Here is a 25,065-nt window from a genome sequence, read left to right as displayed (position 1 = left end):
GGGGTTCAAGAGCTGGACCGGGGGCGGGCCCTGACACCCGCCCCCGGTCCTGTCCGTGCCACGGCGTCAACGTGGGGGCTCGGCGGAGGTCACCTGTCGGTGCGCCAGTTCCGCGAGCCGCGCCTGCCCGTCCTTGCCCGGGTGGAACCAGTCCCAGCGGCTCAACTGCTCCGCCGAGAAGGGGTACTGGAACACCGCGCCGCCGTCGTAGCGGCACAGCGCGTCCTTCGCGCAGACCTCCCGCAGCACCTCGTTGTACTCGACCACGCGCGCCCGCACCTGCTCGCGCCGGGCCGTCGCCCCGGAGGCCTCGGAGGTGGGATCGGCCAGCATCGACTGGCAGATGCCGAGCTTCCAGACCTGGCGCACCATCGGGTGGTCCTTGCCCTGCTCCCACAGGCGCTGGAGGTCCGGGACGCTGGAGACGTACACCTGCGAGGCGGGCGAGGCGGTCCGCAGGGCGGACAGCGCCTTCTCGAAGCCGGAGCGGAAGGCGTCCACCCCGGTCATCGACGAAGCCGACGGCCGGCAGGCGTCGTTCGAGCCCACCATGACCGTGACCAGGTCCGGCTTGTGCTGGGCCGCCGAGGCCAGCTGGCCGGGCAGGTCGGCCATCCGGGAGCCGGTCACCGCGTAGTTCCAGCTGCGCGCGGGCGCCTCCGCCTCGCCGAGCAGCCGGGCGGCCAGCGAGTGGACCTCGGGGTCGTCACCGGTGGCCCAGGAGGCCTCCGGGCAGTCGGCCAGCACCGAACAGGCGTCGAAACCGCGCGTGATGGAGTCGCCCACCGCGGCGACGGAGGCGGGTGCGGTGTTCCACCGGGGCGCGGCCTGCGCCCCCCGCTCGCCCCCGGGCTTCGCCCCGTCCGCCGAACACCCGCCGAGCGCGCCCGCCGTCACGATCAGCAGGGCGGCCAACGCGCCCGCGCCCGGAGGCGTCCTGCGCGTGCGGCGGCGCGGGGCGGTGGTGCGCATGCGGGAGGTCCCTCCTCGTCGCCCCGTGTCGTCCGGGGGCGTCCTGCTGAGTGAATGCTCTGTGTTTACGGGCCTGGGAGCGACCGTACGTCACACCATGACCCCCGGCGCACGGTAGCTTTTTCCCGTGGCGTTTCGGCCGCAAGTCCCGCAACGCAATGTCAAATAATTTCCGTTACATTACATCACGTCACATACTGTCCGTTTTCTGGAGTTTATTCCCGACCTCGTCCCACACTGGAGGTCCCGGTGACGACACGTGGAGTCCTGTACGTGCATTCCGCACCGCGCGCGCTCTGCCCGCACGTGGAATGGGCTGTTGCGGGGGTGCTCGGGGTGCGGGTGAACCTCGACTGGATCCGTCAGCCCGCCTCCCCGGGCACCTGGAGAGCCGAGTTCTCCTGGCAGGCCGAGGCGGGCACCGCCTCGAAACTCGCCTCCGCACTGAGAGGCTGGCACCTGCTCCGCTTCGAGGTGACCGCGGAACCCTGCCCGACGGCCGAGGGCGAGCGCTACAGCTCCACCCCGCAGCTCGGCATCTTCCACGCCGTCACCGGCATGCACGGCGACATCCTGATCCCCGAGGACCGGCTGCGCGCGGCCCTCGCCCGGTCCTCGCGCGGCGAGACGGACCTGGAGGCGGAGATCGCCAAACTGCTGGGCAAACCCTGGGACGACGAGCTCGAACCCTTCCGCTACGCGGGCGAGGGCGCCCCGGTCCGCTGGCTCCACCAGGTCGTCTGAGCGGGACTCACGCAGAAGGCCCACCCGGACGAATCCGGGTGGGCCTTCCGCTTGAGCCTCGGTCAGCTGCTTCAGACGCTGCGGAAAGCGAGCGTCACGTTGTGGCCGCCGAAGCCGAAGGAGTTGTTGATCGCGGAGATCGGGCCGTCGGCCGGGAGCTTGCGGGGCTCGCCGCGCACGATGTCCGCGTCGATGTCCTCGTCGATGTCGTCGAGGTTGATCGTCGGCGGGGCCAGGCGGTGGTACAGCGCCAGCACCGTCGCGACGGTCTCGATGCCGCCCGCGCCACCCAGCAGGTGACCGGTCATCGACTTGGTGGCCGAGATCGCGATGTGGTCGAGGTCGTCGCCCAGGACCTTGCGCAGGGCCTTCAGCTCGGCCGTGTCACCCTGCGGGGTGGACGTGGCGTGCGCGTTCAGGTGGACCAGCTCGGCCGGGTCCAGGCCCGTGTTGTCGAGCAGGTTCTGCACGGCGGCGGCGACACCGCGGCCGGTCGGCTCGGGCTGCGCGATGTGGTGGCTGTCCGCGGACAGACCCTGGCCCAGCACCTCGCAGTAGACCCGGGCGCCGCGCGCGGCGGCGTGCTCGGCGGACTCCAGGACCACGACGCCGGCGCCCTCGCCGAGGACGAAGCCGTCGCGGGCCTTGTCGTACGGGCGGGAGGCCGTGGTCGGGCTCTCGTTGTTCTTGGACATCGCCATCATGTTGGCGAACGCGGCGATCGGCAGCGGGTGGATCGCCGCCTCGGTGCCGCCCGCGACGACCACGTCGGCACGGCCGGTGCGGATCATCTCGACGGCGTAGCCGATGGCCTCGGCACCCGACGCGCAGGCGCTGACCGGAGTGTGCACACCCGCACGGGCGTTGACCTCCAGGCCGACGTTGGCGGACGGGCCGTTCGGCATGAGCATGGGGACGGTGTGCGGGGAGACCCGGCGCACACCCTTTTCCTTCAGTACGTCGTACTGGTCGAGCAGAGTGGTCACGCCGCCGATGCCGGAGGCGATGACGGTGCCCAGGCGCTCGGGCGCGATCGACGCGTCCTCGCCCGCCGGGGCGGTGTAGCCGGCGTCGGCCCACGCCTCGCGGGCCGCGATGAGCGCGAACTGGGCCGAGCGGTCCAGCTTGCGGGCCAGCGGCCGGGGAAGGACCTCACTCGGGTCCACGGCGGCGGTTGCGGCGATACGGACCGGGAGTTCGGCGAAGCGCTCACCCTCGAGGGGCTTCACGCCGGAACGTCCGGCAAGCAGACCTTCCCAGGTCGAAGCGCTGTCGCCACCCAGCGGAGTGGTTGCGCCGATACCGGTGACGACCACGGTGCGATTGGTCGGGCTCACAGGAATTCTTTCTCCACGTCTCAGGGGGTGCTGAATTGTCACGGCGCCACCGCCAGGTGGCGACAAACGCTCGTCAGGCTCAGGCCTGGTGCTTGAGGATGTAGCTCGCGGCGTCGCCGACGGTCTTGAGACCCTTGACGTCCTCGTCCGGGATCTTCACCTCGAAGCGCTCCTCGGCGGCGACGACGACCTCGACCATGGACAGCGAGTCGACGTCCAGGTCGTCGGTGAAGGACTTCTCGATCTGGACGTCCTCGACCGGGATGCCCGCGATCTCGTTGACGATCTCCGCGAGACCTTCGACGATTTCTTCCTGCGTGGCGGCCATGTGGCGCTCCTTCTCTGGGTACTGGGGTGGAACAGGGACGGAAAAAGGGATTCCGGACCCTAGGGGAGGGTAACGACCGTCGCGGCGTAGACGAGTCCCGCCCCGAAGCCGATGACGAGCGCGGTGTCGCCGCTCTTCGCCGCTCCGGTCGCCAGGAGCCGCTCCATAGCGAGCGGGATCGAGGCGGCCGAGGTGTTGCCGGTGGTTTCGACGTCACGGGCGACCGTGACGTGCTCCGGCAGCTTCAGAGTCTTCACCATCGAGTCGATGATCCGCATGTTTGCCTGGTGCGGAATGAAGACGTCCAGGTCATCCGCGGTGATCCCGGCAGCGTCGAGCGCCTGCTGGGCCACCTTGGCCATCTCGAAGACGGCCCAGCGGAAGACCGCCTGACCCTCCTGCGTGATGGCCGGAAACTTCTCGGCGCCGTCCGTGCTGCGGTACTCGTCCCACGGCACGGTCTGCTTGATGGTCTCGGACTTGTCGCCCTCCGAACCCCACACCGTGGGGCCGATGGCCGGCTCGTCCGAGGGGCCGACGACCACGGCGCCCGCGCCGTCACCGAAGAGGAAGGCCGTCGCGCGGTCCTCCAGGTCGGTGAGGTCCGAGAGCCGCTCCACGCCGATCACGAGGACGTACTCCGCGGAACCCTCGACGATCAGGCCCTTGGCCAGCGTCAGACCGTAGCCGAAGCCGGCGCAGCCCGCGGAGATGTCGAAGGCGGCGGGCTTGCCCGCGCCGATGCGGTGCGCGATCTCCGTCGCGACCGCCGGGGTCTGCTTGAAGTGCGACACCGTCGAGACGATCACGGCGCCGATCTTCTCCGGCTCGATCCCGGCGGCGGCCAGCGCCTTGCCGGAGGCCTCCACCGACATCGCGGCGACGGTCTCCTGCGGCGAGGCCCAGTGACGGGTCGCGATGCCGGAACGGGAGCGGATCCACTCGTCGGACGAGTCGATGGTCTCGAGGATGACCTCGTTGGGCACCACGCGGACCGGGCGGTAGCCGCCCACCCCGAGGATGCGGGCGTACGGGGAGCCCTTGGCAGGCTTGATCTTCGACATGCTGTGTGGGCTCCTTCTCTCAGACCGCGTGCTCGGCGACGAGCGCCGCGGCCTTTTCGAGATCGTCCGGGGTCTTCAGGGCCACGCTCGGAACGCCCTTGAGCGCACGCTTGGCCAGACCCACCAGGGTGCCGCCCGGGGACAGCTCGATGATCCCCGTGACGCCCAGTGCGGCGAACGTCTCCATGCACAGGTCCCAGCGGACCGGGTTGGCCACCTGGCCGACCAGCCGGGCGACGACATCGGCGCCCGTGGTCACGACCTGACCATCCTTGTTCGATACGTACTTCAGCGCCGGGTCGGCCGGGGAGAGGGCCGAAGCGGCCTTCTCCAGACCGGCGACCGCCGGAGCCATGTGGTGCGTGTGGAAGGCGCCCGCGACCTTGAGGGCGACGACCTTCATGGAACCCTCGGGCTTGTCGGCCTCCAGGGCCGCGATCTGCTCCATGGTCCCCGCGGCCACGATCTGGCCCGCGCCGTTCACGTTCGCCGGGGTCAGACCCAGCTTCTCCAGGTGGGCCACCACGACGTCCGGCTCTCCGCCGAGGACCGCCGCCATGCCCGTCGCGGTCACCGCGGCGGCCTCGGCCATGCCGAGCCCGCGGGTGCGTACGAAGGACAGCGCGTCCGTGTCGGACAGCACGCCGGCGTAGGCGGCGGCGGTGATCTCGCCGACGCTGTGGCCCGCGACGGCACCGAAGGCCGTCGGGGCGCCGAGCGCCGAAGCGGAAAGCAGACCGGCGGCAACCAGGAGAGGCTGCGCCACGGCCGTGTCGCGGATCTCCTCCGCGTCGGCCTTCGTGCCGTAGTGGGCAAGGTCGAGCCCGATGGCGTCCGACCAGCCGGCGACGCGGTCAGCGGCGCCGGGCAGTTCGAGCCAGGGAGTCAGGAAGCCGGGCGTCTGTGCGCCTTGGCCGGGAGCGACGAGTACGAGCACCCTCACACTCTCTCTTGTGTTCGGTCCGCGCCGCCCGTGGGGACAGGGACGAAGAACCTTCGGGGTAATTGTTGATGTCCGACAAAAGTCTAGGACTGAGGGTCGCCGTCGGCCAGACGCCCGAGGATCAGGGCGATCCGCAGAGTGAACGCGGAACGGACATCCGAGGGCGACCACCCGGTGACGTCCGTCACACGTCGCAGCCGGTAGCGCACGGTGTTGGGATGGACGAACAGCATCCGAGCTGCGCCTTCCAGACTGCTCGCCTGCTCTAGATAAACACTCAAGGTCTCCAGGAGGGCCGAACCCGCCTCTTCGAGCGGTCTGTAGATCTCCTCCACCAGCTGCTCGCGAGCCGAAGGGTCCGAGGCGATCGCGCGTTCGGGCAGGAGATCGTCCGCCAGCACCGGCCGCGGAGCGTCCTGCCAGGCGGTGCAGGCCTTGAGCCCGGCGGCGGCGGCCTGCGCCGACTTCGTGGCGTTCAGCAGGTCCGGGACGACCGGGCCGGCCACCACGGGACCGGCCGCGAACGGACCGATCAGGGACTTCGCGACCTGCATCGGGTTGTCGCTGCCGCCCGCGATGACCACGAGCCGGTCGCCGAGCACCCCGGTGAGGACCTGCAGCTTGTGGTGGCGGGCCGCACGCCGGATCGCCTCGACCGTCAGCTCGCTGTCGCCCTCCGGCGCGGTGCCCAGCACCACGCACACGTGCTCGGGGGAGTTCCAGCCCAGCGCCGCCGCCCGGGACAGGGCGCCCTCGTCGGCCTCGCCGGAGAGCACCGCGTTGACCACCAGGGACTCCAGCCGGGCGTCCCACGCCCCCCGGGCCTCGGCGGCCTGCGCGTACACCTGGGCGGTCGCGAAGGCGATCTCCCGGGCGTACACCAGCAGCGCCTCGCGCAGGATCGACTCGTCACCGGGCGCCGCGACCTCGTCGATCGCGGTCTCCATGACCTCGATCGTGGTCCGCACCATCTCGACGGTCTGGCGCAGGGTGATCGCCCGGGTCAGCTCGCGCGGAGCCGTCCCGAAGACGTCGGTGGAAATCGCCTGCGGGGTCTCCGGGTGCCGGAACCACTCGGTGAACGCGGCGATGCCGGCCTGGGCGACCAGGCCGATCCAGGACCGGTTCTCCGGTGGCATCGCCCGGTACCACGGCAGGGTCTCGTCCATGCGCGCGATGGCGTTGGCGGCGAGCCGGCCGGAGGACTTCTCGAGCCGCCGCAGGGTCGCGGAATGCGGATGGGCGGGAGCCGGATGCGCGGAATGGATCGCGGGGGAATGCTCACGTTCGGGTTGGGGCACGTGACAAGACTGCCTTATCGAGGAGACCGCGCGGAGTCCGGTCCCACCGGCCGGACCCGGCCCGGGGGCTACGGTGGCCCACATGATTGACGTACGCCGAGGCGCCGACCGGTACGAGGGCGGGGACCCGCAGGCCGGGATCACCACCCGGCACGCCTTCTCCTTCGGAGCGCACTACGACCCGGACAACCTGCGCTTCGGCCCGGTCATGGCCTGCAACGAGGAGTCCCTCGCGCCCGGCGCCGGCTTCGACGAGCACCCCCACAGCCACACCGAGATCGTGACCTGGGTGGTCGAGGGCGAGCTCACCCACCGGGACGGCACGGGCGCCGCGACCCTGGTCCGGCCCGGCGACGTCCAGCACCTCGGCGCCGCCTCCGGCACGCGGCACGTGGAGCGCAACGACGGGCCCGGGCCGCTCCGCTTCGTCCAGATGTGGCTCGCGCCGCTCGACTCGGCGGGGGAGCCCTCGTACGCCCTGGTCAGGGGCATCGCCGACAGCACGCCCTACGCGGTCCCGGCGGCCGGGGCCGTCCTGCACGTACGGCGTCCGGGCGCGGGCGAGCGGGTCGCCGTGCCCGCGGCCGGGCGCGTGTACGTGCACGTCGTACGGGGAGACCTGCGGCTGGACGGCGAGGAGGGCGAGGACGGCGAGGAGATCGGCCCGGGGGACTCGCTGCGGATCACCGGCGAGCCGGACCTGGAGCTCGTCGCCGGTTCCCCGGGCGAGCTGCTGATCTGGGAACTCCCGTAGGACCCCTGAGAGCTACGCCCGACGGAGGTCGGCGAGGACCGCGTCGGTGAACACGGGCCAGGCCTCCACGGCCCACGGGCCGAAGGGGCGGTCGGTCAGCGCCACGCACGCGGCGCGCGCGTCCGGGTCCACCCAGAGGAAGGTTCCGGCCTGGCCGAAGTGCCCGAAGGTGCGCGGCGAGGAGCCGGAGCCCGTCCAGTGCGGGGACTTGCCGTCGCGGATCTCCAGGCCGAGGCCCCAGTCGTTGGGGGACTGGTGGCCGTAGCCGGGCAGCACGCCCTTGAGGCCGGGGTGGACCACCGCGGTGGCCTCGGCGACGGTGCGCACGTCCAGCAGCCGGGGCTGCTGGAGTTCGGCGGCGAAGCGCACGAGGTCGGCGACGGTGGAGACGCCGTCCTTGGCGGGGGAGCCCTCCAGGCTGCTCGACGCCATGCCCAGCGGCTCGAAGACGGCCTGGTGCAGGTACTCGGCGAAGGGGATTCCGGTGGCCTTGGCGATGTGGTCGCCGAGCACCTCGAAACCGGCGTTCGAGTACAGCCGGCGCTGTCCGGGCGGGGAGGTCACGCGGTGCTCGTCGAAGGCCAGGCCGCTGGTGTGCGCCAGCAGGTGGCGGACGGTGGAGCCCTCGGGCCCGGCCGGCTCGTCCAGCTCGATCGCACCCTCCTCGTAGGCGACGAGGGCGGCGTAGGCGGCCAGCGGCTTGGTCACGGAGGCCAGGGCGAAGCGGTGGTCCACCGGGCCGTGGGTGCCCAGTACGGTCCCGTCGGCGCGGACGACGGCGGCCGCGGCGGTCGGAACCGGCCAGTTCTCGATGGTCCGCAGACTCTGCATGCTCTCCATGCGGCCGAGCCTACTTGCTTGGAGTGCACTCCAAGGTTTTAGCGTGGTGGCCATGAGCCTGACGCAGACGCAGACGAGGTACACGATCAGCGAGGTCGAGGCCCGGACCGGTCTGACCCAGCACACCCTGCGCTGGTACGAGCGGATCGGCCTCATGCCGCACGTGGACCGTTCGCACTCGGGACAGCGGCGCTTCACCGACAAGGACCTCGACTGGCTGGCCTTCGTGGGCAAACTGCGCGCCACCGGAATGTCGGTGGCGGACATGGTCCGGTACGCCGAACTGGTCCGCGAGGGCGCGCACACCGTCGAGCAGCGGCGCGAGCTGCTGGAGCGGACGCGCCGCGAGGTGCGGGCGCGGATCGCGGAACTGGGCGACGCGCTCGCCGTACTGGACTACAAGATCGACATGTATTCAATGTGCACGGTGGCGGAAGGGGCGGACCGGACATGACCGAGAACACGCTGAGGATCGAGAAGGCCGAACTGGGCAAGGGCGGCCCGCTGGTGGGCGTCCAGGGCCTCGGCTGCATGGGCATGAGCGAGTTCTACGGGGACACGGACGAGACGGCCGCCCGGCAGACGCTCGACGCGGCGCTGGCCGCCGGGGTCACCCTCTTCGACACCGCCGACGTCTACGGGCGGGGCGCGAACGAGGAGTTCCTCGCGCCGTTCGTGGCCGCGCACCGCGACGAGATCACCATCGCCACGAAGTTCGCCATACTGCGCACCGACGACCCGGTGTACCGGGGGATCCGCAACGACGCGGCGTACATCCGCGAGGCGGTGGAGGCCAGCCTGCGCAGGCTCGGCACCGACGTGATCGACCTGTACTACATGCACCGGCGCGATCCGGCCGCGCCGTTCGCCGAATCGGTGGGCGCGATGGCGGAGTTGGTGCGCGAGGGCAAGGTCCGCCACCTCGGACTGAGCGAGGTGACCGGGGCCGAGCTGCGCGAGGCGCACGCCGTGCACCCGATCGCGGCGCTCCAGTCGGAGTGGTCGCTCTTCAGCCGGGACGTGGAGCGCAGCGCGGTGGGCGCGGCGGCGGAGCTCGGCGTGGCGCTCGTGCCCTACTCCCCGCTCGGGCGCGGCTTCCTGACCGGTGCGTTCACGGACGCGGCGACGGAGCTGACGGCCGGCGACTACCGGCAGGACCAGCCCCGGTTCACCGGCGACAACGCGAAGTCGAACGCGGCGCTGCTGGCGCCGGTACGGGAGATCGCGGCGGCGCGGGAGGCCACGCCGGGGCAGATCGCGCTGGCGTGGGTGCAGCAGCGGGCGGCGGTGCACGGGCTGACGGTGGTCCCGATCCCGGGCACCCGCAAGCCCTCCCGCCTCGCGGAGAACACGGCGGCGACGCGGATCGTCCTGACGCGGGACGAGCTGGCCCGGCTGGAGCCGATCGCCTCCGCCGTGGCGGGCGACCGCTACCCGGACATGTCCTCCACGTCGGCGGCCCGCGAGGCGTAGGCGGAACCTGGCCCCGCAGGGTCAGGCTCCGGCGGCGAAGCGGTCGCGCAGGGCCGTGTACTCCGCGTCCGTGAGCAGCCCGGCGCTGTGCAGCTCGGCGAGGTGCTGGATCCGGTCATCGGCCCGGGGGCTGGGGACCGCGGCGACCGGCGTGCGGGCACGCAGCCCCGCGAGGACCGCCGCCGCGAACGGCAAGGACTCGTGCACGGCTCCGCAGCCCACGCCGAAGACGGCCGAGGACAGGTCGTGGTCCGGGCGCGGATCGCCCGGGGCGCCCTGGACCGACAGCCGCAGGTGACCCCCGGGGCGGTCCGGGGAGTGCCACTCGACGCCGGTCAGGGCGGCCAGCGGACAACGCTGGTCGCCCGCCTTCCACTTGGTGCTCGTGGCCCCCGTACGGGACCAGTGGAAGGTGACGGCGGCGCCGTCGAAGGCGAGCCGGGCGTCGTACGCCTTCAGGGCGAGCGGCGGCTGCGGCGCCGGGACCAGGAAGCGTTCGGCAGGCCCGTCCGGGCCCAGCCGCTCGCGCAGGACCTGCGCGAACGCCGCCGCACGCCCCCGCGCGTCACCGGGCAGGACCAGCCGGTACGGATCGCACGTTTCCTTCAGCTGCCCCGCCGCGGCCTCCATCAGGGGGTCCGCACCCGCCCGCGCGCGGGCGTGCAGGACGACGGTGTCCCGGCGTCCGGCGGTGAGGCTCACCGCGGACAACGCTTCGAGGGGGATCCGGCGCGCCCCCAGGGCGTGCCAGAGTCTGGGCGTTCGTATCCCCCGTACGAAGCGGATGATCATCGAGTCCGTGGTGCGGTCGAACTCCCAGACGGCATGGTTTCCGGCCAGTACGTCACCCATGCGGCACATCGTAAAGGGACGCACCCCTGTGCGTCCCCCCGCTGTGAGGTCCGATTTCGGGTCGTCCGGGTGGGTCAGGAACCGTCCGTGGAGGATATTCCGCGCCGGCACGTGTCGTCCCCGGCGGCGCACACGGTGGAAGCGAACTCGCCGGTTCCGATTTTGGCGAAGTTGTCCAACGAGGCCGTTCCTGGCTCGAAATAGCCGGTGTGGCTCTTGGCCCCGGCCGCGCTCAGCACGCGCGCCCCGAACCCGGGGGCGACCGGATCCGCGCCGTGGCCCAGACCGCCGAACTCCAGGTGCGGCACGTCGGCGATCCAGTCGCCGGAGTCCCGCATCGACCACACCCGCGCCGAAGTGCCCAGCTCCCGGGCGTTCCCGACCCGCATTCCGGGGCTGCCCGCCACCGCGATGTCCGTGACCCGGGCCGGCAGCTCGTGCGCGGCGACCCCGCACACCACGGAGCCGTAGCTGTGGCAGAACAGCGCCACGCTCGAGCTCCCGGGCAGGGCGGCGGTCAGCGCGCGCAGCCTCGCGGCGCCCTCGACGGCCATCCGCCCGGTCGCGGCGTCCATGCCGACCCCGCTCGGGGCGGTGTAGCCGGCCCAGGCGATGACAGCCGTCCGGCTGTCGGGCGCGGCCGCGCGCTCGGCCTCGTACAGGGACTCGGCCATGCCGACGGGGGCGGTCAGGCGCCGCTCGGTGCGCTCGAAGGTGAGCGCGTCGGTGTCGACGCCCGGGACGATCACCGAGACCCGGCGGGCCGCGTCGAGGTCGCCGAAGACCTCGGCGACGAGGCCGTCGCCGGTGGGGTCGAAGGTGAGGATCTGCCGGCCCGGTTCGGCGAGGGACTCGAAGCGGTGGACGCGCCGCGCGGCGGTGGCGCGGTCGGCGGGGGCCAGCGTGATGTCGGTGCGGTGGGCCTCCTCGACGCGTGCGGCCTGCCGCAGGGCGATCCGGTTGGCCAGGTACCGGGTGGAGACCGGAACGCCGTCGAGGCTGCCGACGACGAGCGGGTGGGCCTCGGCGAGCCGGGCGCGCTGCGCGCCGTCCAGGTTCGCGAAGAACCGGGCCACCGTCGGAGCGGGGGCGTCGGCGGCGGGCACCGGGCGGCCGCCGAAGTGCGTCTGGGCCCAGGAGACGAGCGCCGCGTCGCGCGGGGACACCCCGTCCTCCGGCCGGTACACCGAGGTCCAGCCGGTGATCGCGAGCATGAGGAAGACCACCGCCAGCGCGAGCAGGGTGCGCAGGGCGGCCGGGCGCGCGACGGCGTCGGACGAGTGGGGCTGGGCGGGGCCGGGCAGTTTCACTGAGCTCAGCGTAGGAGACCGTTCGCGGCCGTGGCGCGCCGGGTGACGGGAGTCACCGCCAGTCGGAGGTCAGCGCCGGGCCGATCTGGTCCAGGTAGACCTCGGTCATCCGCCGGATCGTGTCGACACCGGTGTCCTCGCCCTGCCCCCAGAGCCGGCCGGTGACCCTCATCACGCCCGAGAACGCGGCGACGGCCACCCGGGGCCGGGGATCGGCGTCCACGTCCAGGCCCTCGCGCTCGGCGATCAGCCGGGCGATCCGCTCCTCCAGCTCGGTGGAGCGGCGCAGGTGCACGGCGAGCAGGGCCGGGGTGGACTCGATGAGCCGGTAGCTGCGCATGTACAGGTCGACCGGGACCAGGTCCGAGATGGCCTCGTCGACGGTGGCCCAGGCCCCGAGCACGGCCGCGCGCATCGCCGCGAGCGGGCCCTCGGCGGGCGGCCGGGACCGCAGCGCGGCGACGAAGTGCGATTCGACCAGGTCCTGGACGGCGAAGGCGGCCTCCTCCTTGTTGGCGAAGTACCGGAAGAAGGTGCGCTGGGAGACGTCCACCGCGTCGGTGATCTCGTCGACGGTGGTCTCCTCGTACCCCTGGGCGATGAAGAGGAGGAGCGAGGCGCGCAGCAGGGCGTCGCGGGTGCGCCTCTTCTTGCGTTCGCGCAGGCCGGCCGCCGGTGCGGGTGGCGCGGGCCGCTGGTCGGTGATCACGGCGGACGGGTTCCTTTCTGACGTGGCGCGGGCGGTCAGCGTATCCCCGAGTCCTCTTTGCCCCGGGGCGCGACAAGCCCGGCCGGGAAGGGCGTCGCGGAGCGGCTCGCGCGGGCCCTCGCGGGCACCGCCCACGACACGTTCGGGTCGGGCACCGGCACCACCCCCGCCGTCGTGGGCGCGGTCGCGGAGCGTCAACCCGGGGGCCGCGGCCGCTCCCTCCGGTGGTCGCGGCGGGCTGTCGCCTATCAGGGTGGAGCCGCCGCCGGCCCCTTCCGCCGGGCCGTCCGCGCAGGTCAGCGTGGTGTCGACGGAGCTCCGGAAACGGTCCGGGGCCCGTTCGTCCACCAGGAGTTGACCCGTCATGCGTACGTGGAGCACCACTTCTTCCGGGCGCGCCGTCGCCACGGCCGCCGTCCTCGCCGCCACCCTGCTCGTCCCGGGCGCCACGGGATCGGCCCACGCGGCGGGGCCCGCCCAGGCGCCCGCCCAGGCGCCCGCCCAGGGTCTCGCCCCGGCTCACGCCTCCGGGCACGCCCCGGGCCGGGCCGCCGGGCCCCCGACGCTCGGGGCCTGCGCCACCGGGCAGCTGTGCCTGTGGGCGAAGCCGGAGTTCAAGGGGGCCCGCAGGACCCACGAGCTCAGCACCCTCGACATCAACAGCTGTACGGCGCTGCCGCCCGGCACCACCGCCCAGTCCCTCGTCAACCGCACCGGGCGCCCGGTGACCACCTACCAGTCCGCCGAGTGCGCCGAGACGGGCGAGTTCCAGACCTACCCGGGCGACGGGGTGTGGCTGCCCCAGTCGCCCTACCAGGTCAGGGCGTTCAAGGTGTGGGAGCGCTGACGGCGCCCGCCGCCGGAGCCGGCTCCGGCGCTCGGGCGGGGCCGGCCAGGGCACGGACCTCCGCGCCCGGGGCGGCCCCGGCCGGGCCCCCCGCCCCGGGCCCCGCCCCGGGCCCCGACCCGGGTCCGGGCGCGCCGAGCCGGGCGACCTCCGCGCGCAGCGCCCGTACCTCCGCCGTCAGTTCGGCGATCGCGGCCGTCTGGGCCCGTTCCACCAGGTCGTCCCGCTCGAAGCGGGAGATGAACCAGGCCGCGATGTTGGCGGTCACCACACCCAGCAGGGCGATTCCGGAGAGCATCAGGCCCACCGCCAGCAGCCTGCCCAGTCCGGTGGTGGGGGAGTGGTCCCCGTACCCGACCGTCGTCATGGTGGTCACCGACCACCACAGGGCGTCCCCCAGGTTCTTGATGTTGCCGCCGGGGGCGTCCCGCTCCACGCTCAGCACGGCCAGCGAGCCGAACATCAGCAGCCCGACCACCGCGCCCGCCACGTAGGTGGTCAGCCGGATCTGCGGGGCCATCCGGGCCCGCCGGCCCACCAGCATCAGCGTGGAGACCACCCGCAGCAGCCGCAGCGGCTGGATCATCGGCAGCAGCACCGCCGCCAGGTCCATCCAGTGGGTCCGTACGAAGGCCCGCTTCGAGTCCGACAGGCCCAGCCGCATCAGGTAGTCGACGGCGAAGGCCGCCCACACCACCCATTCGGCGTGCGTGCAGGCGCGGTGCACGTCCGCGCTCGCGTCGGGCACGACGATGGGCACGGCGTAGGCGAGGGCGAATCCGAGGGCGAGCACCAGCAGAGGCGTCTGCGTCCGGCGCTCCCACCGCGACTGGCGGGAGGGTTGCTTCATGCGGAGCATCGTAAAGAACAAGTAAGGGGCGCTGGGACAGATGTCCCAGCGCCCCTACGGAAGAGTGACGGCTACGCGTCGCCGCCGGCCGCGCCCGGGTCGGCCGCCCGGACGTCGAGCAGCTGGTAGCGGTCGATGGCCTGCTTGAGGGCGGACCGGTCGATCTTGCCCTCCCTGGCCAGCTCGGTCAGGACCGAGAGGACCACCGACTGCGCGTCGATGTGGAAGAACCGCCGGGCCGCACCGCGCGTGTCCGCGAAGCCGAAGCCGTCCGCGCCCAGCGAGGTGTACGTGCCGGGCACCCAGCGCGAGATCTGGTCCGGGACCGCCCGCATCCAGTCGGAGACGGCCACGAACGGGCCCTCCGCGCCGGACAGCTTGCGGGTCACGTACGGGACGCGCTGCTCCTCCTCCGGGTGGAGCAGGTTGTGCTCCTCCACCGCGACGGCCTCGCGGCGCAGCTCGTTCCAGGAGGTCGCCGACCAGACGTCCGCCTTGACGTTCCACTCGGCGGCCAGGATGCGCTGCGCCTCCAGAGCCCACGGCACCGCCACGCCCGAGGCCATGATCTGCGCCCCGATGCTGCCGGCCGTTCCCGCGGAGACCCGGTGGATGCCCTTGAGGATGCCGTCCACGTCCACGTCGGCCGGCTCGGCCGGGTGCTGGATCGGCTCGTTGTAGACGGTCAGGTAGTAGAAGACGTCCTCGGCGTCGGGGCCGTACATCCGCCGCAGACCGTCCTTGACGATGTGCGCGATCTCGTACCCGTACGCCGGGTCGTACGCCACGCAGCCCGGGTTGGTCGACGCCAGCAGCTGGGAGTGGCCGTCGGCGTGCTGCAGGCCCTCACCCGTCAGGGTGGTCCGGCCGGCGGTCGCACCGAGGACGAAACCGCGCGCCAGCTGGTCGGCCATCTGCCAGAACTGGTCACCGGTGCGCTGGAAACCGAACATCGAGTAGAAGACGTAGACCGGGATCAGCGGCTCGCCGTGCGTCGCGTACGCCGAACCGGCGGCGATCAGCGAGGCCGTGCAGCCCGCCTCCGAGATGCCGTCGTGCAGCATCTGGCCGGTCGGGGACTCCTTGTACGCGAGCAGCAGGTCGCGGTCGACCGCCTCGTACTGCTGGCCCAGCGGGTTGTAGATCTTGGCGCTCGGGAAGAACGCGTCCATGCCGAAGGTGCGGTACTCGTCGGGCGCGATCAGCACGAAGCGCCGGCCGATCTCCTTGTCCCGCATCAGGTCCTTCAGGATGCGGACGAAGGCCATGGTGGTGGCGATCGACTGCTGGCCCGAGCCCTTCTTGGCGGCCGCGTACGTCTTGTCGTCCGGCAGCTGCAGCGGCTTGGCGCGCACCACGCGGGTCGGCACGTAGCCGCCGAGCGCGCTGCGGCGGTCGTGCATGTACTGGATCTCGGGGGAGTTGCGGCCCGGGTGGTAGTACGGCGGCGCGCCGCCCTCCAGCTGGGCGTCCGTGATCGGGATGTGCAGGCGGTCGCGGAAGCGCTTGAGGTCGTCGGCCGTCAGCTTCTTCATCTGGTGGGTCGCGTTGCGGCCCTCGAAGTTCGGGCCCAGGGTCCAGCCCTTGACCGTCTGCGCCAGGATGACCGTCGGCTGGCCCTTGTGGGCCTTGGCCGCCGCGTAGGCCGCGTAGACCTTCTTGTGGTCGTGTCCGCCGCGGCCCAGGTGCTGGATCTGCTGGTCGGTCATGTTCTCGACCATCGCGCGCAGCCGGTGGTCGCCGCCGAAGAAGTGGTCGCGGATGTACGCGCCGGATTCGGTGGCGTACGTCTGGAACTGGCCGTCCGGGGTCGAGTTCAGCTTGTTGACCAGGATGCCGTCGCGGTCCTGGGCCAGCAGCGGGTCCCAGGAGCGGTCCCAGATCAGCTTGATGACGTTCCAGCCGGCCCCGCGGAACTGCGACTCCAGCTCCTGCATGATCTTGCCGTTGCCGCGGACCGGGCCGTCGAGGCGCTGCAGGTTGCAGTTGACGACGAAGGTCAGGTTGTCCAGACCCTCACGGGCGGCGATGGACAGCTGGCCGAGCGACTCCGGCTCGTCCATCTCGCCGTCGCCGAGATACGCCCAAACGTGTGACTTGGAAGTGTCCGCGATACCGCGGGCCTGCATGTAGCGGTTCATCCGGGCCTGGTAGATCGCACCGAGCGGGCCGAGGCCCATCGAGACGGTGGGGAACTCCCAGAAGTCCGGCATCAGCCGCGGGTGCGGGTAGCTGGACAGGCCGTACGGGGCCTTCGACTTCTCCTGGCGGAACGCGTCGAGCTGCTGCTCGGAGAGCCGGTCCAGGAGGTAGGCGCGGGCGTAGATACCGGGGGAGGCGTGACCCTGGAAGAAGATCTGGTCGCCGCCGTCGCCCTCGTCCTTGCCCCGGAAGAAGTGGTTGAAGCCCACGTCGTAGAGGGACGCCGAGGAGGCGAACGTGGCGATGTGGCCGCCGACGCCGATGCCGGGGCGCTGGGCGCGCGAGACCATGACGGCCGCGTTCCACCGGGTGGCGTTCAGGACCTTGCGCTCGATCTCCTCGTTGCCGGGGAAGAAGGGCTCGTCCTTGGTGGCGATCGTGTTGACGTAGTCCGTGGAGCGCATCTCGGGCACGGCCACGCGCTTCTCGCGGGCCCGCTCGATCAGCCGCAGCATCAGGTAGCGGGCGCGCTCACGGCCCCGCTCGTCGACGGCGGCGTCGAGGGAGTCCAGCCACTCCTGCGTCTCTTCCGGATCGAAGTCCGGGACCTGGCTCGGCAGGCCACCAATGATGATCGGATTGCGATCGGATGCGGAAGCCACGCTGTTCCTTCGCTGTCGGGGGAGTCGTGCCTTGGGGTTCGCCGCCTCCCATGGTCTTACGCTCGGCCTAAATCGTCATCTTTACCGCTCGGTAATCCCTTGAGGTCGGCGGGATTCCGGTGGGTGCGGCGACGACGGCGGCCAAACCGCAACCTTACGCCCATGTCGATCTACGGCTTCGCAAGGTCGTTCGTCCCTCAAACAGGTAGGAAAGTCCCGAGCCGATGCCGAATGGGGTGGAATGGTGTGGGATGAATCACGAGAGGTACATACGGAGAGGCTGAAAGTTGCGGCGAGACGGCCGTAATCGTCACCGTTTCGACGGTCTCGGCGGCCGGGTACTTGCGCGATCCGCCGCGCCCGTGTGGACTACGCCCAATGCTGCGCGTACGCGCGCCGCCGAAGACATTCACCGAACATGAGCAGGAGGCACCCCGTGAGCGCGACCGCGGACCACGCGGAGAACCTGGCCGCCCGGCTGGGTTTCCAGTCCGAACAGGTGGTCCAGGAGATCGGCTACGACGACGACGTCGATCAGGAATTCCGTGATGCCGTAGAGGATCACGTCACCGAACTCGTCGATGAGGACTACGACGATGTCGCAGACGCGGTTCTGCTGTGGTTCCGGGAGGACGACGGCGACCTGACGGACGCCCTGGTCGACGCGACCGAGCTGGTCGAGGACGGCGCACTGATCCTGCTGGTGACTCCCAAGACCGGCAAGGACGGCTTCGTCGAGGCCAGCGACATCAGCGAGGCCGCCGAGACCGCCGGCCTCTCCCTGGCCAAGGGACTCCCCGTCGGCAAGGAGTGGACCGCCACCAAGCTGGCGACTCCGAAGACGGCCAAGTCCAAGCGCTGAGCCGCGCCCCGCAGCCAAGCGGACACACGCACCCCGCCTGCCGGAATCATCCCGGCCGGCGGGGTGTGTGCGTTCGGCGGCGGCCGCCGCCACCGCCGGACGCGACGCGCGACCCGCCGCACGCGCGGCGGACCCATAAGCTGAGATCACCCGAACAGCCCAACGCGGGGCTGCGGGACCGAAGGGATGCGACAGATGGCGATCGAGGTCGGCAGCAAGGCCCCGGACTTCGAGCTCAAGGACAACCACGGTGCCACCGTGCGGCTCTCCGACTTCCGGGGGGAGAAGGCCGTGGTGCTGCTCTTCTACCCGTTCGCCTTCACCGGCGTCTGCACCGGCGAGCTGTGCGAGCTGCGCGACCAGCTCCCGCGCTTCCAGAACGCCGACGTGCAGCTCCTCGCCGTCTCCAACGACTCCGTTCCCACCCTGCGCGTCTTCGGCGAGCAGGAGGGGCTGGAGTACCCGCTCCTGTCGGACTTCTGGCCGCACGGCGAGACCTCCCGCGCCTACGGGGTCTTCGACGAGGACAAGGGCTGCGCGGTCCGCGGCACCTTCGTCATCGACAAGGACGGCATCGTGCGCTGGAGTGTCGTCAACGGACTGCCCGACGCGCGTGACCTGAACGAGTACATCAAGGCCCTCGACAGCCTCTGATCCTGTTCGGCAGGCTCATGGGCACGTTCGCCTCGAATAAGCCCGTACACGCGGGAACCCGTCACTAGGATCGAAACGTTGATCCTGTAGAAACCGCACGACGGGGCTCCGCCCCACACAAAAACCTTATGGAGGACCCGTGGGAGTCAGCCTCAGCAAGGGCGGCAACGTCTCGCTGACCAAGGCCGCGCCGAACCTGACGGCGGTCATCGTCGGTCTGGGCTGGGACGCTCGCACCACCACCGGTGTCGACTTCGACCTCGACGCCAGCGCGATCCTGACCAACGACCAGGGCAAGGTCGCCAGCGACGCGAACTTCGTGTTCTTCAACAACCTGAAGAGCCCCGACGGTTCGGTCGAGCACACCGGTGACAACACCACCGGTGAGGGCGAAGGCGACGACGAGGCGATCAAGGTCAACCTGGCCGGCGTCCCCGCCGACGTCGCCAAGATCGTCTTCCCGGTCTCGATCTACGAGGCCGAGAGCCGCCAGCAGAGCTTCGGCCAGGTCCGCAACGCGTACATCCGCGTCGTGAACCAGGCCGACAACACCGAGCTCGCCCGCTACGACCTCTCCGAGGACGCCTCGACGGAGACCGCCATGGTCTTCGGCGAGCTGTACCGCAACGGTGCCGAGTGGAAGTTCCGTGCCATCGGCCAGGGTTACGCCTCGGGCCTGCGCGGCATCGCGCAGGACTTCGGCGTCAACGTCTGAGTCCTCGGGCCGGCCTGATCCGTCAGAGCAGCCTGTTCACCTGTCCGGCGCCGTGCACTGTGTGTACGGCGCCGGTCCGGCTTTACCGCCACACCGCCACGCCGTCACACCGTTGTCCGGGGAGGACCACAACATGGGCGTCACACTCGCCAAGGGGGGCAATGTCTCCCTCTCCAAGGCCGCACCGAACCTCACCCGGGTTCTGATCGGCCTCGGATGGGACGCGCGCTCGACCACGGGAGCCGACTTCGACCTCGACGCCAGCGCGCTGCTGTGCAACAGCGGCCGGGTGCTCGGGGACGAGTACTTCGTGTTCTACAACAACCTGAAGAGCCCCGAGGGCTCCGTCGAACACACGGGGGACAACCTCACCGGCGAGGGTGAAGGCGACGACGAGTCGATCATCATCGACCTCACCAAGGTGCCGGAGTCCGTGGACAAGATCGTCTTCCCGGTCTCCATCCACGAGGCGGACTCCCGCCGGCAGAGCTTCGGCCAGGTCAGCAACGCGTTCATCCGTGTGGTCAACCAGGCGGACGGCCAGGAACTGGCGCGCTACGACCTCTCCGAGGACGCCTCCAGCGAGACCGCGATGATCTTCGGCGAGGTCTACCGCTACGGGGGCGAATGGAAGTTCCGCGCAGTGGGGCAGGGGTACGCGTCGGGGCTCCGGGGCATCGCTCTAGACTTCGGGGTCAACGTTTCGTAAAGCCGTACAAGACGATGGGGTGCCAGTGGTTCTCAAAACCTTCGGCTGGTCGTTCGCAATCACTGCGCTCGGTCTGGTCGCAGCGGTGTTCTACGGGGGGTGGGAGGCCTTCGGGATCGTGGCGATCCTGTCGATCCTCGAGATCTCGCTGTCCTTCGACAATGCGGTGGTCAACGCCGGGATCCTGAAGAAGATGAATGCCTTCTGGCAGAAGATCTTCCTCACTGTCGGTGTCCTCATCGCGGTCTTCGGCATGCGACTGGTCTTCCCCGTCGTCATCGTCGCGATCAGCGCCAAGATCGGGCCCATCGAGGCCGTCCAGCTGGCGATGACCGAAAAGGACCATTACAAGCAGCTGGTCACGGACGCACACCCGTCCATCGCCGCCTTCGGTGGCATGTTCCTGCTGATGATCTTCCTCGACTTCATCTTCGAGGACCGTGACATCAAGTGGCTCGCCTGGCTCGAGCGTCCGCTCGCGAAGCTCGGCAAGATCGACATGCTGTCCGCGTGCATCGCGCTGATCGTCCTGGTCATCACCGCGATGACCTTCGCGACCCAGGCCCACCAGTCCACCGGCCACGTGGACAAGGCGCAGACCGTCCTGATCTCCGGCGTCCTCGGCCTGATCACCTACATGATCGTCGGCGGTCTCTCCGGCTACTTCGAGAACAAGCTCGAGGAAGAGGAAGAGGCCGAGCACGAGGCGGAGGAAGAGGCCAAGAAGAGCGGCAAGCCCGTCACGGCCATCGCCATGGCCGGCAAGGCCGCGTTCTTCATGTTCCTCTACCTCGAGGTCCTCGACGCCTCCTTCTCCTTCGACGGGGTCATCGGCGCCTTCGCCATCACCAACGACATCGTCCTCATGGCCCTGGGCCTCGGCATCGGCGCCATGTACGTCCGCTCGCTGACGGTCTACCTGGTCCGCCAGGGCACCCTCGACGACTACGTGTACCTGGAGCACGGCGCGCACTACGCCATCGGCGCGCTCGCCGTGATCCTGCTCGTCACCATCCAGCACGAGATCAACGAGGTCGTCACCGGCCTCGTCGGCGTCGTGCTGATCGCCTGGTCCTTCTGGTCCTCGGTGCGCCGCAACAAGCGCCTGGAACTGGAGGGTTCCGCCGCCGAGGCATGATCACGGCGGTAATGCGGAACGCTCAAGTGCGGGGCGGTCCGGGGGTCCACGGACTCACCGGGCCGCCCCGCTTCCGTACGCCTGCGGCCAACCGGGGCAATCAGTGGAGCCAGAGGACCAGGGGATCAGGGGGTTGAGGGGATGGGATTCTTCGACGGCATCAGGGGCAGCCGCGGGGTGCACTTCCAGTCGGGCAGTGCCTCGTCGAACGCCATCGAGCTGACCAAACGCCATCCGACGGTGTCGCTCACCAAACAGGGGGCGGTGCACGGCAACCTGCGCGTCAACCTCTCCTGGCGGATGCGCACCTCGGACATCGGCGGCCGCGCCGCCGGCCAGAGCGGGCAGCTCTTCCGGCATCCGTTCAAACTGTTCAAGCCCGACATGGTGCAGGCGCACACCCACGGCATGGTCAACGTCGACCTCGACATCGGCTGCCTCTACGAGCTGACCGACGGGACCAGGGGCGTCGTCCAGCCGCTGGGCAACCTGCACGGCGACATCAACAGCCCGCCGTACGTGAAGCTGAGCGGCGACGACCGGTTCGGGGCGCCCTCCGGCGAGACGATCTTCGTCAACCTCGACCACGCCGAGGACATCAAGCGCCTGCTGGTCTTCGTCTACATCTACGACCAGACCCCGGCCTTCGACCGGACGCACGCCATGGTGACCCTCTACCCGATCACCGGGCCGCGCATCGAGATCCCGCTGGAGGAGCGCCACCCGCAGGCCCGCTCCTGCGCGGTGGTCTCCTTGGAGAACGTCAAGGGCGAGCTGATCGTGCGCCGCGAGGTCAAGTTCGTCTACGGATTCCAGGCCGAACTCGACCGGCTGTACGGGTGGGGCCTCCAGTGGGGCCGGGGCTACAAGACGAAGGCGTGAGCCGCCGCCGCGTGAGCTCCCGGCGCCCGGGCGCTCACCGGCGGATGAACTGCGGTCCCTGCGCCGGCAGCCGGAAGGACGGGTCCCCGCCCGGCGCCGGCACGGGAACGGGCGACACCGGCTGCGGGTACCCGTACGCGGGCTGCGCGGCCGGCGGAGCCTGCGTGGGAGGCGCGGGCGCCACCGGGGCGGCCGCCGGGGCCGCCGCGTCGGGGGCGCCCTCGTCCACGGAGATCCCGTGATCGGTGGCCAGCCCGACCAGCCCGTTGGAGTAGCCCTCGCCCAGTGCGCGGAACTTCCACCCCTCGCCCCGCCGGTACAGCTCGCCGCAGATCAGCGCCGTCTCGGCGCCGGTCTCGGGCCGCACGTCGAAGAAGGCCAGCGGTTCGGAGCCGCCGGTCGCGGTGGCGTCGTAGAGCAGGATCCGCAGGTCGTGGACGCGCCGGAAGGGCACGTCCTCGGCGGAGGCGACGACGAGGATGCGGTCCACGACCGGGGTGACGGCCCGCAGGTCCGCCTGGACGGCGTCGGTGATCCCGTCGCCGAGCTGTTTCTTGCCCAGCCGCCAGACGGCCCCGGAGGGGTGCCGGGGCTGGTTGTAGAAGACGAAGTCCTCGTCCGAGCGCACCCGCCCGTCCGGGCCCACCAGCAGCGCGGAGGCGTCCACGTCCGGCACGTCGGGGCCACCGGTCCAGCGCAGCACCGCCCGGACCGCCGTGGCGGTCACGGGGATGTTGGAGCCCTTCTGCATCGCGTGCGTCATGACGGCCATCCTGCACTCCCGGGCACGACCGGGACAATGCGGCCCCCCGCAGACCCTTGTCCCGGCCGCGAGTCGTGGGCATGGTGCAAGAGGGTTACCTCGATTTCATGTGCTTGAGGAACTCTTGAATCTCATTCGTACGTACTATTACCGGCCACGCCAGTTGGGCCGCCGAGGCAGTACGGGGGAAGCACATGCGTCATTTCGGGCACATCTCGCCCACCGTCCGCAAGGACCTCTTCCACCAGGAGCCCGCCGAGTTCAACGCCGCTTCCCCCGCACGCACGCTCGCGGCAGCCCTGGGGGCCACGCTCTACAGTCCGGCCACCCGGACCCAGCTCGCGCGCGACATCCGCAAGCAGGCCGGCCGCGGAGTCGTCTCCATGGTCCTCTGCCTGGAGGATTCCATCAGCGACGCCGACGTAGTGGGGGGCGAGGAGAACCTCGTGCGGCAGTTCGCCGCCCTCGACGAGGACCCCGCCGAGCTCCCGCTGCTCTTCATCCGCGTCCGCACGCCCGAGCAGATCCCCGATCTCGTGCACCGGCTCGGCGGCACGGCATCGCGACTGGCCGGATTCGTACTCCCGAAGTTCACCGAAACCCGTGGCGTCGCCTTCCTCGAAGCCGTCGCCCAGGCGGAGGCGGCGAGCGGGCAGCCCCGGCTGTACGCCATGCCCGTCCTGGAGACCCCCGAGCTGCTCCACCTGGAGACCCGCGTCGAGGCCCTCGCCGGGATCTCCCGCACGGTCAACAAGTACCGCGAGCGCGTACTCGCCCTGCGACTCGGCGTGACCGACTTCTGCTCCGCGTACGGACTGCGCCGCACCCCCGACATGACCGCCTACGACGTCCAGATCGTCGCCGGAGTGATCGCCGACGTGGTCAACGTGCTCAGCCGCGCCGACGGCACCGGCTTCACGGTCACCGGCCCGGTGTGGGAGTACTTCCGCAGCCAGCAGCGCCTCTTCAAGCCGCAGCTGCGCCGCAGCCCCTTCCTCGAGGAGGGCGTCGAAGAGCTGCGCACCGCGCTCATCGAGCACGACCTGGACGGGCTGCTGCGCGAGATCGAGCTCGACCGGGCCAACGGACTGCTGGGCAAGACCTGCATCCACCCCGCCCACGTCACGCCGGTCCACGCGCTCTCGGTGGTCTCGCACGAGGAGTTCAGCGATGCTCAAGACATCCTGCGCCCCGAGCGCGGAGGCGGCGGAGTGATGCGTTCCGCCTACACGAACAAGATGAACGAGGTGAAGCCCCACCGGGCCTGGGCCGAGCGCACCATGCTGCGCGCCGAGGTCTTCGGTGTGGCGAAGGAGGAGGTCGGCTTCGTCGATCTCCTCACGGCCGGGCTCCAGGTGTGAGCGGGCCGTTGACTGCGAGGAAGGGCAAGAAGATCGAAGCGGTGTGGTCGGGAACCTGGGTCGCGGACCGGCTGGGCGTCAGCCTGGAGGAGGGAGCGGGCACCGGGACCGACGGGCCGAGGCTCGAAGAACTGCTCGGGCTCGCGCTGCGGCGCAACCCCAAGCGGGCGCACCTGCTGGTCTCGCAGGTGCTGGGCAAGCACGTCCCGCAGTCCCCGGGCGTCGTGTACGCCGCCGGGTACGGGCTCGGCGAGCGGGTCCGGGAGCTGCTGGGCGAGCGGGAGGCCGCCTCGGCGGTCGTCCTCGGCTACGCCGAGACCGCGACCGGGCTCGGCCACTGCGTGGCCGACGGCCTCGGCAGGGCCCCGTACCTGCACTCCACCCGGCGCCCGGTGCCCGGCGTGGAGGCCGCGGGCGGCTTCGAGGAGGCCCACTCGCACGCCACCTCGCACCTGCTGCTCCCCGAGGACCCCGAGCTGCTGGCGGGCTCCGGGCCGCTGGTCCTCGTCGACGACGAGTTCTCCACCGGCAACACGGTCCTGAACACCATCCGCGACCTGCACGCCCGCCACCCGCGCGGCCACTACGTGGTCGTCGCCCTCGTCGACATGCGCTCCCCGGCCGACCGCGACCGCCTCACCGCCTTCGCCGCCGACCTGGGCGCCCGCGTGGACCTCATATCCCTGGCCTCGGGCACGGTCACCCTCCCGGAGGGCGTCCTGGCCAAGGGGCAGGCACTGGTCGAGGAGTACGAGGCGGCTGCCGCCTCCGCCGTCCCGGCCTCTGCCGGCGAGGCCCCGGGGGCCGAAATCCAGCCCCTCCGGCGTTTGAGGAGCGGGGTCCGGGGCAGCGC

General features: G+C 70.9%; 26 protein-coding genes. 13 read left to right on the top strand and 13 right to left on the bottom strand.

Translation table 11 applies throughout. The features are described 5' to 3' along the window. Nucleotides 1-66 precede the first annotated feature (66 nt). The gene (locus ACWGDE_RS16090; RefSeq protein ID WP_453389607.1) at nucleotides 67-972 is read right to left on the bottom strand and encodes an SGNH/GDSL hydrolase family protein; all 906 of its coding nucleotides are present in this window, start codon (nucleotides 970-972) and stop codon (nucleotides 67-69) included. Between the two features lie 249 nt (nucleotides 973-1,221). Here ACWGDE_RS16090 and ACWGDE_RS16085 point away from each other — a divergent pair, with 249 nt between their 5' ends. Next, the gene (locus ACWGDE_RS16085) at nucleotides 1,222-1,716 is read left to right on the top strand and encodes a DUF3145 domain-containing protein (RefSeq protein WP_112446277.1); all 495 of its coding nucleotides are present in this window, start codon (nucleotides 1,222-1,224) and stop codon (nucleotides 1,714-1,716) included. A 71-nt stretch (nucleotides 1,717-1,787) separates the two neighbouring features. Here the strand turns inward: ACWGDE_RS16085 and fabF are convergent, their stop codons facing one another. The 5 genes from fabF to ACWGDE_RS16060 all read right to left on the bottom strand — a co-directional run bounded on the left by fabF (nucleotide 1,788) and on the right by ACWGDE_RS16060 (nucleotide 6,689). After that, nucleotides 1,788-3,053, bottom strand: a complete 1,266-nt coding sequence (gene fabF, locus ACWGDE_RS16080; protein ID WP_453389606.1) for a beta-ketoacyl-ACP synthase II — start codon at nucleotides 3,051-3,053, stop codon at nucleotides 1,788-1,790. Nucleotides 3,054-3,132: 79 nt separating this feature from the next. Beyond that, on the bottom strand, nucleotides 3,133-3,381 hold the full coding sequence (locus tag ACWGDE_RS16075) for an acyl carrier protein (RefSeq protein WP_453389605.1): 249 nt from the start codon (nucleotides 3,379-3,381) through the stop codon (nucleotides 3,133-3,135). Nucleotides 3,382-3,440: 59 nt separating this feature from the next. Beyond that, nucleotides 3,441-4,445 (bottom strand): beta-ketoacyl-ACP synthase 3, encoded by a 1,005-nt coding sequence (locus ACWGDE_RS16070; RefSeq protein ID WP_453389604.1) that lies wholly within the window; start codon nucleotides 4,443-4,445, stop codon nucleotides 3,441-3,443. Nucleotides 4,446-4,464: 19 nt separating this feature from the next. Next, nucleotides 4,465-5,382, bottom strand: coding sequence for an ACP S-malonyltransferase (locus ACWGDE_RS16065; protein ID WP_453389603.1), 918 nt, complete (start codon nucleotides 5,380-5,382; stop codon nucleotides 4,465-4,467). A gap of 89 nt (nucleotides 5,383-5,471) precedes the next feature. Next, the gene (locus ACWGDE_RS16060) at nucleotides 5,472-6,689 is read right to left on the bottom strand and encodes a PucR family transcriptional regulator (RefSeq protein WP_453389602.1); all 1,218 of its coding nucleotides are present in this window, start codon (nucleotides 6,687-6,689) and stop codon (nucleotides 5,472-5,474) included. Nucleotides 6,690-6,771: 82 nt separating this feature from the next. On the opposite strand from ACWGDE_RS16060, the gene ACWGDE_RS16055 reads away from it, so the two are divergent. Next, entirely contained in the window at nucleotides 6,772-7,443 is a 672-nt protein-coding gene (locus ACWGDE_RS16055; RefSeq protein WP_453389601.1) for a pirin family protein, read from the top strand. 12 nt (nucleotides 7,444-7,455) lie between these two features. Here ACWGDE_RS16055 and ACWGDE_RS16050 read toward each other — a convergent pair whose 3' ends face one another. Beyond that, nucleotides 7,456-8,274: a serine hydrolase domain-containing protein gene (locus ACWGDE_RS16050; protein ID WP_453389610.1), complete on the bottom strand. Its 819-nt coding sequence runs from the start codon at nucleotides 8,272-8,274 to the stop codon at nucleotides 7,456-7,458. A gap of 61 nt (nucleotides 8,275-8,335) precedes the next feature. Between ACWGDE_RS16050 and ACWGDE_RS16045 the strand changes: the two genes are divergently transcribed. Both ACWGDE_RS16045 and ACWGDE_RS16040 read left to right on the top strand, forming a co-directional pair. Further along, entirely contained in the window at nucleotides 8,336-8,737 is a 402-nt protein-coding gene (locus ACWGDE_RS16045; protein ID WP_453389600.1) for a MerR family transcriptional regulator, read from the top strand. Continuing rightward, the gene (locus tag ACWGDE_RS16040) at nucleotides 8,734-9,756 is read left to right on the top strand and encodes an aldo/keto reductase (protein ID WP_453389599.1); all 1,023 of its coding nucleotides are present in this window, start codon (nucleotides 8,734-8,736) and stop codon (nucleotides 9,754-9,756) included. The genes ACWGDE_RS16045 and ACWGDE_RS16040 overlap by 4 nt, the downstream gene beginning before the upstream one ends. Before the next feature lie 21 nt (nucleotides 9,757-9,777). On the opposite strand, the gene ACWGDE_RS16035 is transcribed toward ACWGDE_RS16040, so the two are convergent. The 3 genes from ACWGDE_RS16035 to ACWGDE_RS16025 form a co-directional block, all read right to left on the bottom strand. Beyond that, entirely contained in the window at nucleotides 9,778-10,617 is an 840-nt protein-coding gene (locus ACWGDE_RS16035) for a DUF4429 domain-containing protein (RefSeq protein WP_453389598.1), read from the bottom strand. 65 nt (nucleotides 10,618-10,682) lie between these two features. Further along, nucleotides 10,683-11,822 (bottom strand): alpha/beta hydrolase, encoded by a 1,140-nt coding sequence (locus ACWGDE_RS16030; RefSeq protein ID WP_453389609.1) that lies wholly within the window; start codon nucleotides 11,820-11,822, stop codon nucleotides 10,683-10,685. Between the two features lie 148 nt (nucleotides 11,823-11,970). Next, on the bottom strand, nucleotides 11,971-12,624 hold the full coding sequence (locus ACWGDE_RS16025) for a TetR/AcrR family transcriptional regulator (RefSeq protein WP_453389608.1): 654 nt from the start codon (nucleotides 12,622-12,624) through the stop codon (nucleotides 11,971-11,973). Between the two features lie 367 nt (nucleotides 12,625-12,991). Between ACWGDE_RS16025 and ACWGDE_RS16020 the strand changes: the two genes are divergently transcribed. Then, complete coding sequence (locus tag ACWGDE_RS16020; protein ID WP_453389597.1) at nucleotides 12,992-13,474, top strand: peptidase inhibitor family I36 protein; 483 nt, start codon at nucleotides 12,992-12,994, stop codon at nucleotides 13,472-13,474. On the opposite strand, the gene ACWGDE_RS16015 is transcribed toward ACWGDE_RS16020, so the two are convergent. After that, a complete protein-coding gene (locus tag ACWGDE_RS16015) occupies nucleotides 13,455-14,324 on the bottom strand; it encodes a potassium channel family protein (RefSeq protein ID WP_453389596.1) in 870 nt (289 codons plus the stop codon). The genes ACWGDE_RS16020 and ACWGDE_RS16015 overlap by 20 nt on opposite strands. A 71-nt stretch (nucleotides 14,325-14,395) precedes the next feature. Continuing rightward, the gene (aceE, locus tag ACWGDE_RS16010; protein ID WP_453389595.1) at nucleotides 14,396-17,128 is read right to left on the bottom strand and encodes a pyruvate dehydrogenase (acetyl-transferring), homodimeric type; all 2,733 of its coding nucleotides are present in this window, start codon (nucleotides 17,126-17,128) and stop codon (nucleotides 14,396-14,398) included. Between the two features lie 436 nt (nucleotides 17,129-17,564). Between aceE and ACWGDE_RS16005 the strand changes: the two genes are divergently transcribed. The 6 genes from ACWGDE_RS16005 to ACWGDE_RS15980 all read left to right on the top strand — a co-directional run bounded on the left by ACWGDE_RS16005 (nucleotide 17,565) and on the right by ACWGDE_RS15980 (nucleotide 22,088). After that, nucleotides 17,565-17,990 carry a DUF3052 domain-containing protein gene (locus ACWGDE_RS16005; protein WP_243329420.1) on the top strand — a complete coding sequence of 142 codons (426 nt, stop codon included), beginning with the start codon at nucleotides 17,565-17,567 and terminating at the stop codon, nucleotides 17,988-17,990. Between the two features lie 195 nt (nucleotides 17,991-18,185). After that, complete coding sequence (locus ACWGDE_RS16000) at nucleotides 18,186-18,644, top strand: peroxiredoxin (protein ID WP_112446264.1); 459 nt, start codon at nucleotides 18,186-18,188, stop codon at nucleotides 18,642-18,644. 139 nt (nucleotides 18,645-18,783) lie between these two features. Continuing rightward, complete coding sequence (locus ACWGDE_RS15995) at nucleotides 18,784-19,359, top strand: TerD family protein (RefSeq protein ID WP_008739115.1); 576 nt, start codon at nucleotides 18,784-18,786, stop codon at nucleotides 19,357-19,359. Nucleotides 19,360-19,492: 133 nt separating this feature from the next. Next, the gene (locus ACWGDE_RS15990; RefSeq protein ID WP_453389594.1) at nucleotides 19,493-20,068 is read left to right on the top strand and encodes a TerD family protein; all 576 of its coding nucleotides are present in this window, start codon (nucleotides 19,493-19,495) and stop codon (nucleotides 20,066-20,068) included. 25 nt (nucleotides 20,069-20,093) lie between these two features. Continuing rightward, nucleotides 20,094-21,206 (top strand): DUF475 domain-containing protein, encoded by a 1,113-nt coding sequence (locus ACWGDE_RS15985; protein WP_453389593.1) that lies wholly within the window; start codon nucleotides 20,094-20,096, stop codon nucleotides 21,204-21,206. A gap of 141 nt (nucleotides 21,207-21,347) precedes the next feature. Continuing rightward, entirely contained in the window at nucleotides 21,348-22,088 is a 741-nt protein-coding gene (locus tag ACWGDE_RS15980; protein WP_453389592.1) for a TerD family protein, read from the top strand. Nucleotides 22,089-22,122: 34 nt separating this feature from the next. Here the strand turns inward: ACWGDE_RS15980 and ACWGDE_RS15975 are convergent, their stop codons facing one another. Next, entirely contained in the window at nucleotides 22,123-22,851 is a 729-nt protein-coding gene (locus ACWGDE_RS15975) for a TerD family protein (RefSeq protein ID WP_453389591.1), read from the bottom strand. Nucleotides 22,852-23,045: 194 nt separating this feature from the next. On the opposite strand from ACWGDE_RS15975, the gene ACWGDE_RS15970 reads away from it, so the two are divergent. Both ACWGDE_RS15970 and ACWGDE_RS15965 read left to right on the top strand, forming a co-directional pair. Further along, nucleotides 23,046-24,212: an HpcH/HpaI aldolase/citrate lyase family protein gene (locus ACWGDE_RS15970; protein WP_453389590.1), complete on the top strand. Its 1,167-nt coding sequence runs from the start codon at nucleotides 23,046-23,048 to the stop codon at nucleotides 24,210-24,212. Nucleotides 24,213-24,220: 8 nt separating this feature from the next. Next, the coding region (locus ACWGDE_RS15965) for a phosphoribosyltransferase domain-containing protein (protein WP_453389589.1) at nucleotides 24,221-25,065 on the top strand (845 nt) is incomplete at its 3' end.

Source organism: Streptomyces sp. NPDC054956 (genome assembly GCF_053609185.1).
The sequence above is the reverse complement of the archived record's forward strand: the minus strand, read 5'-3'. Positions and strand labels throughout refer to the sequence as shown.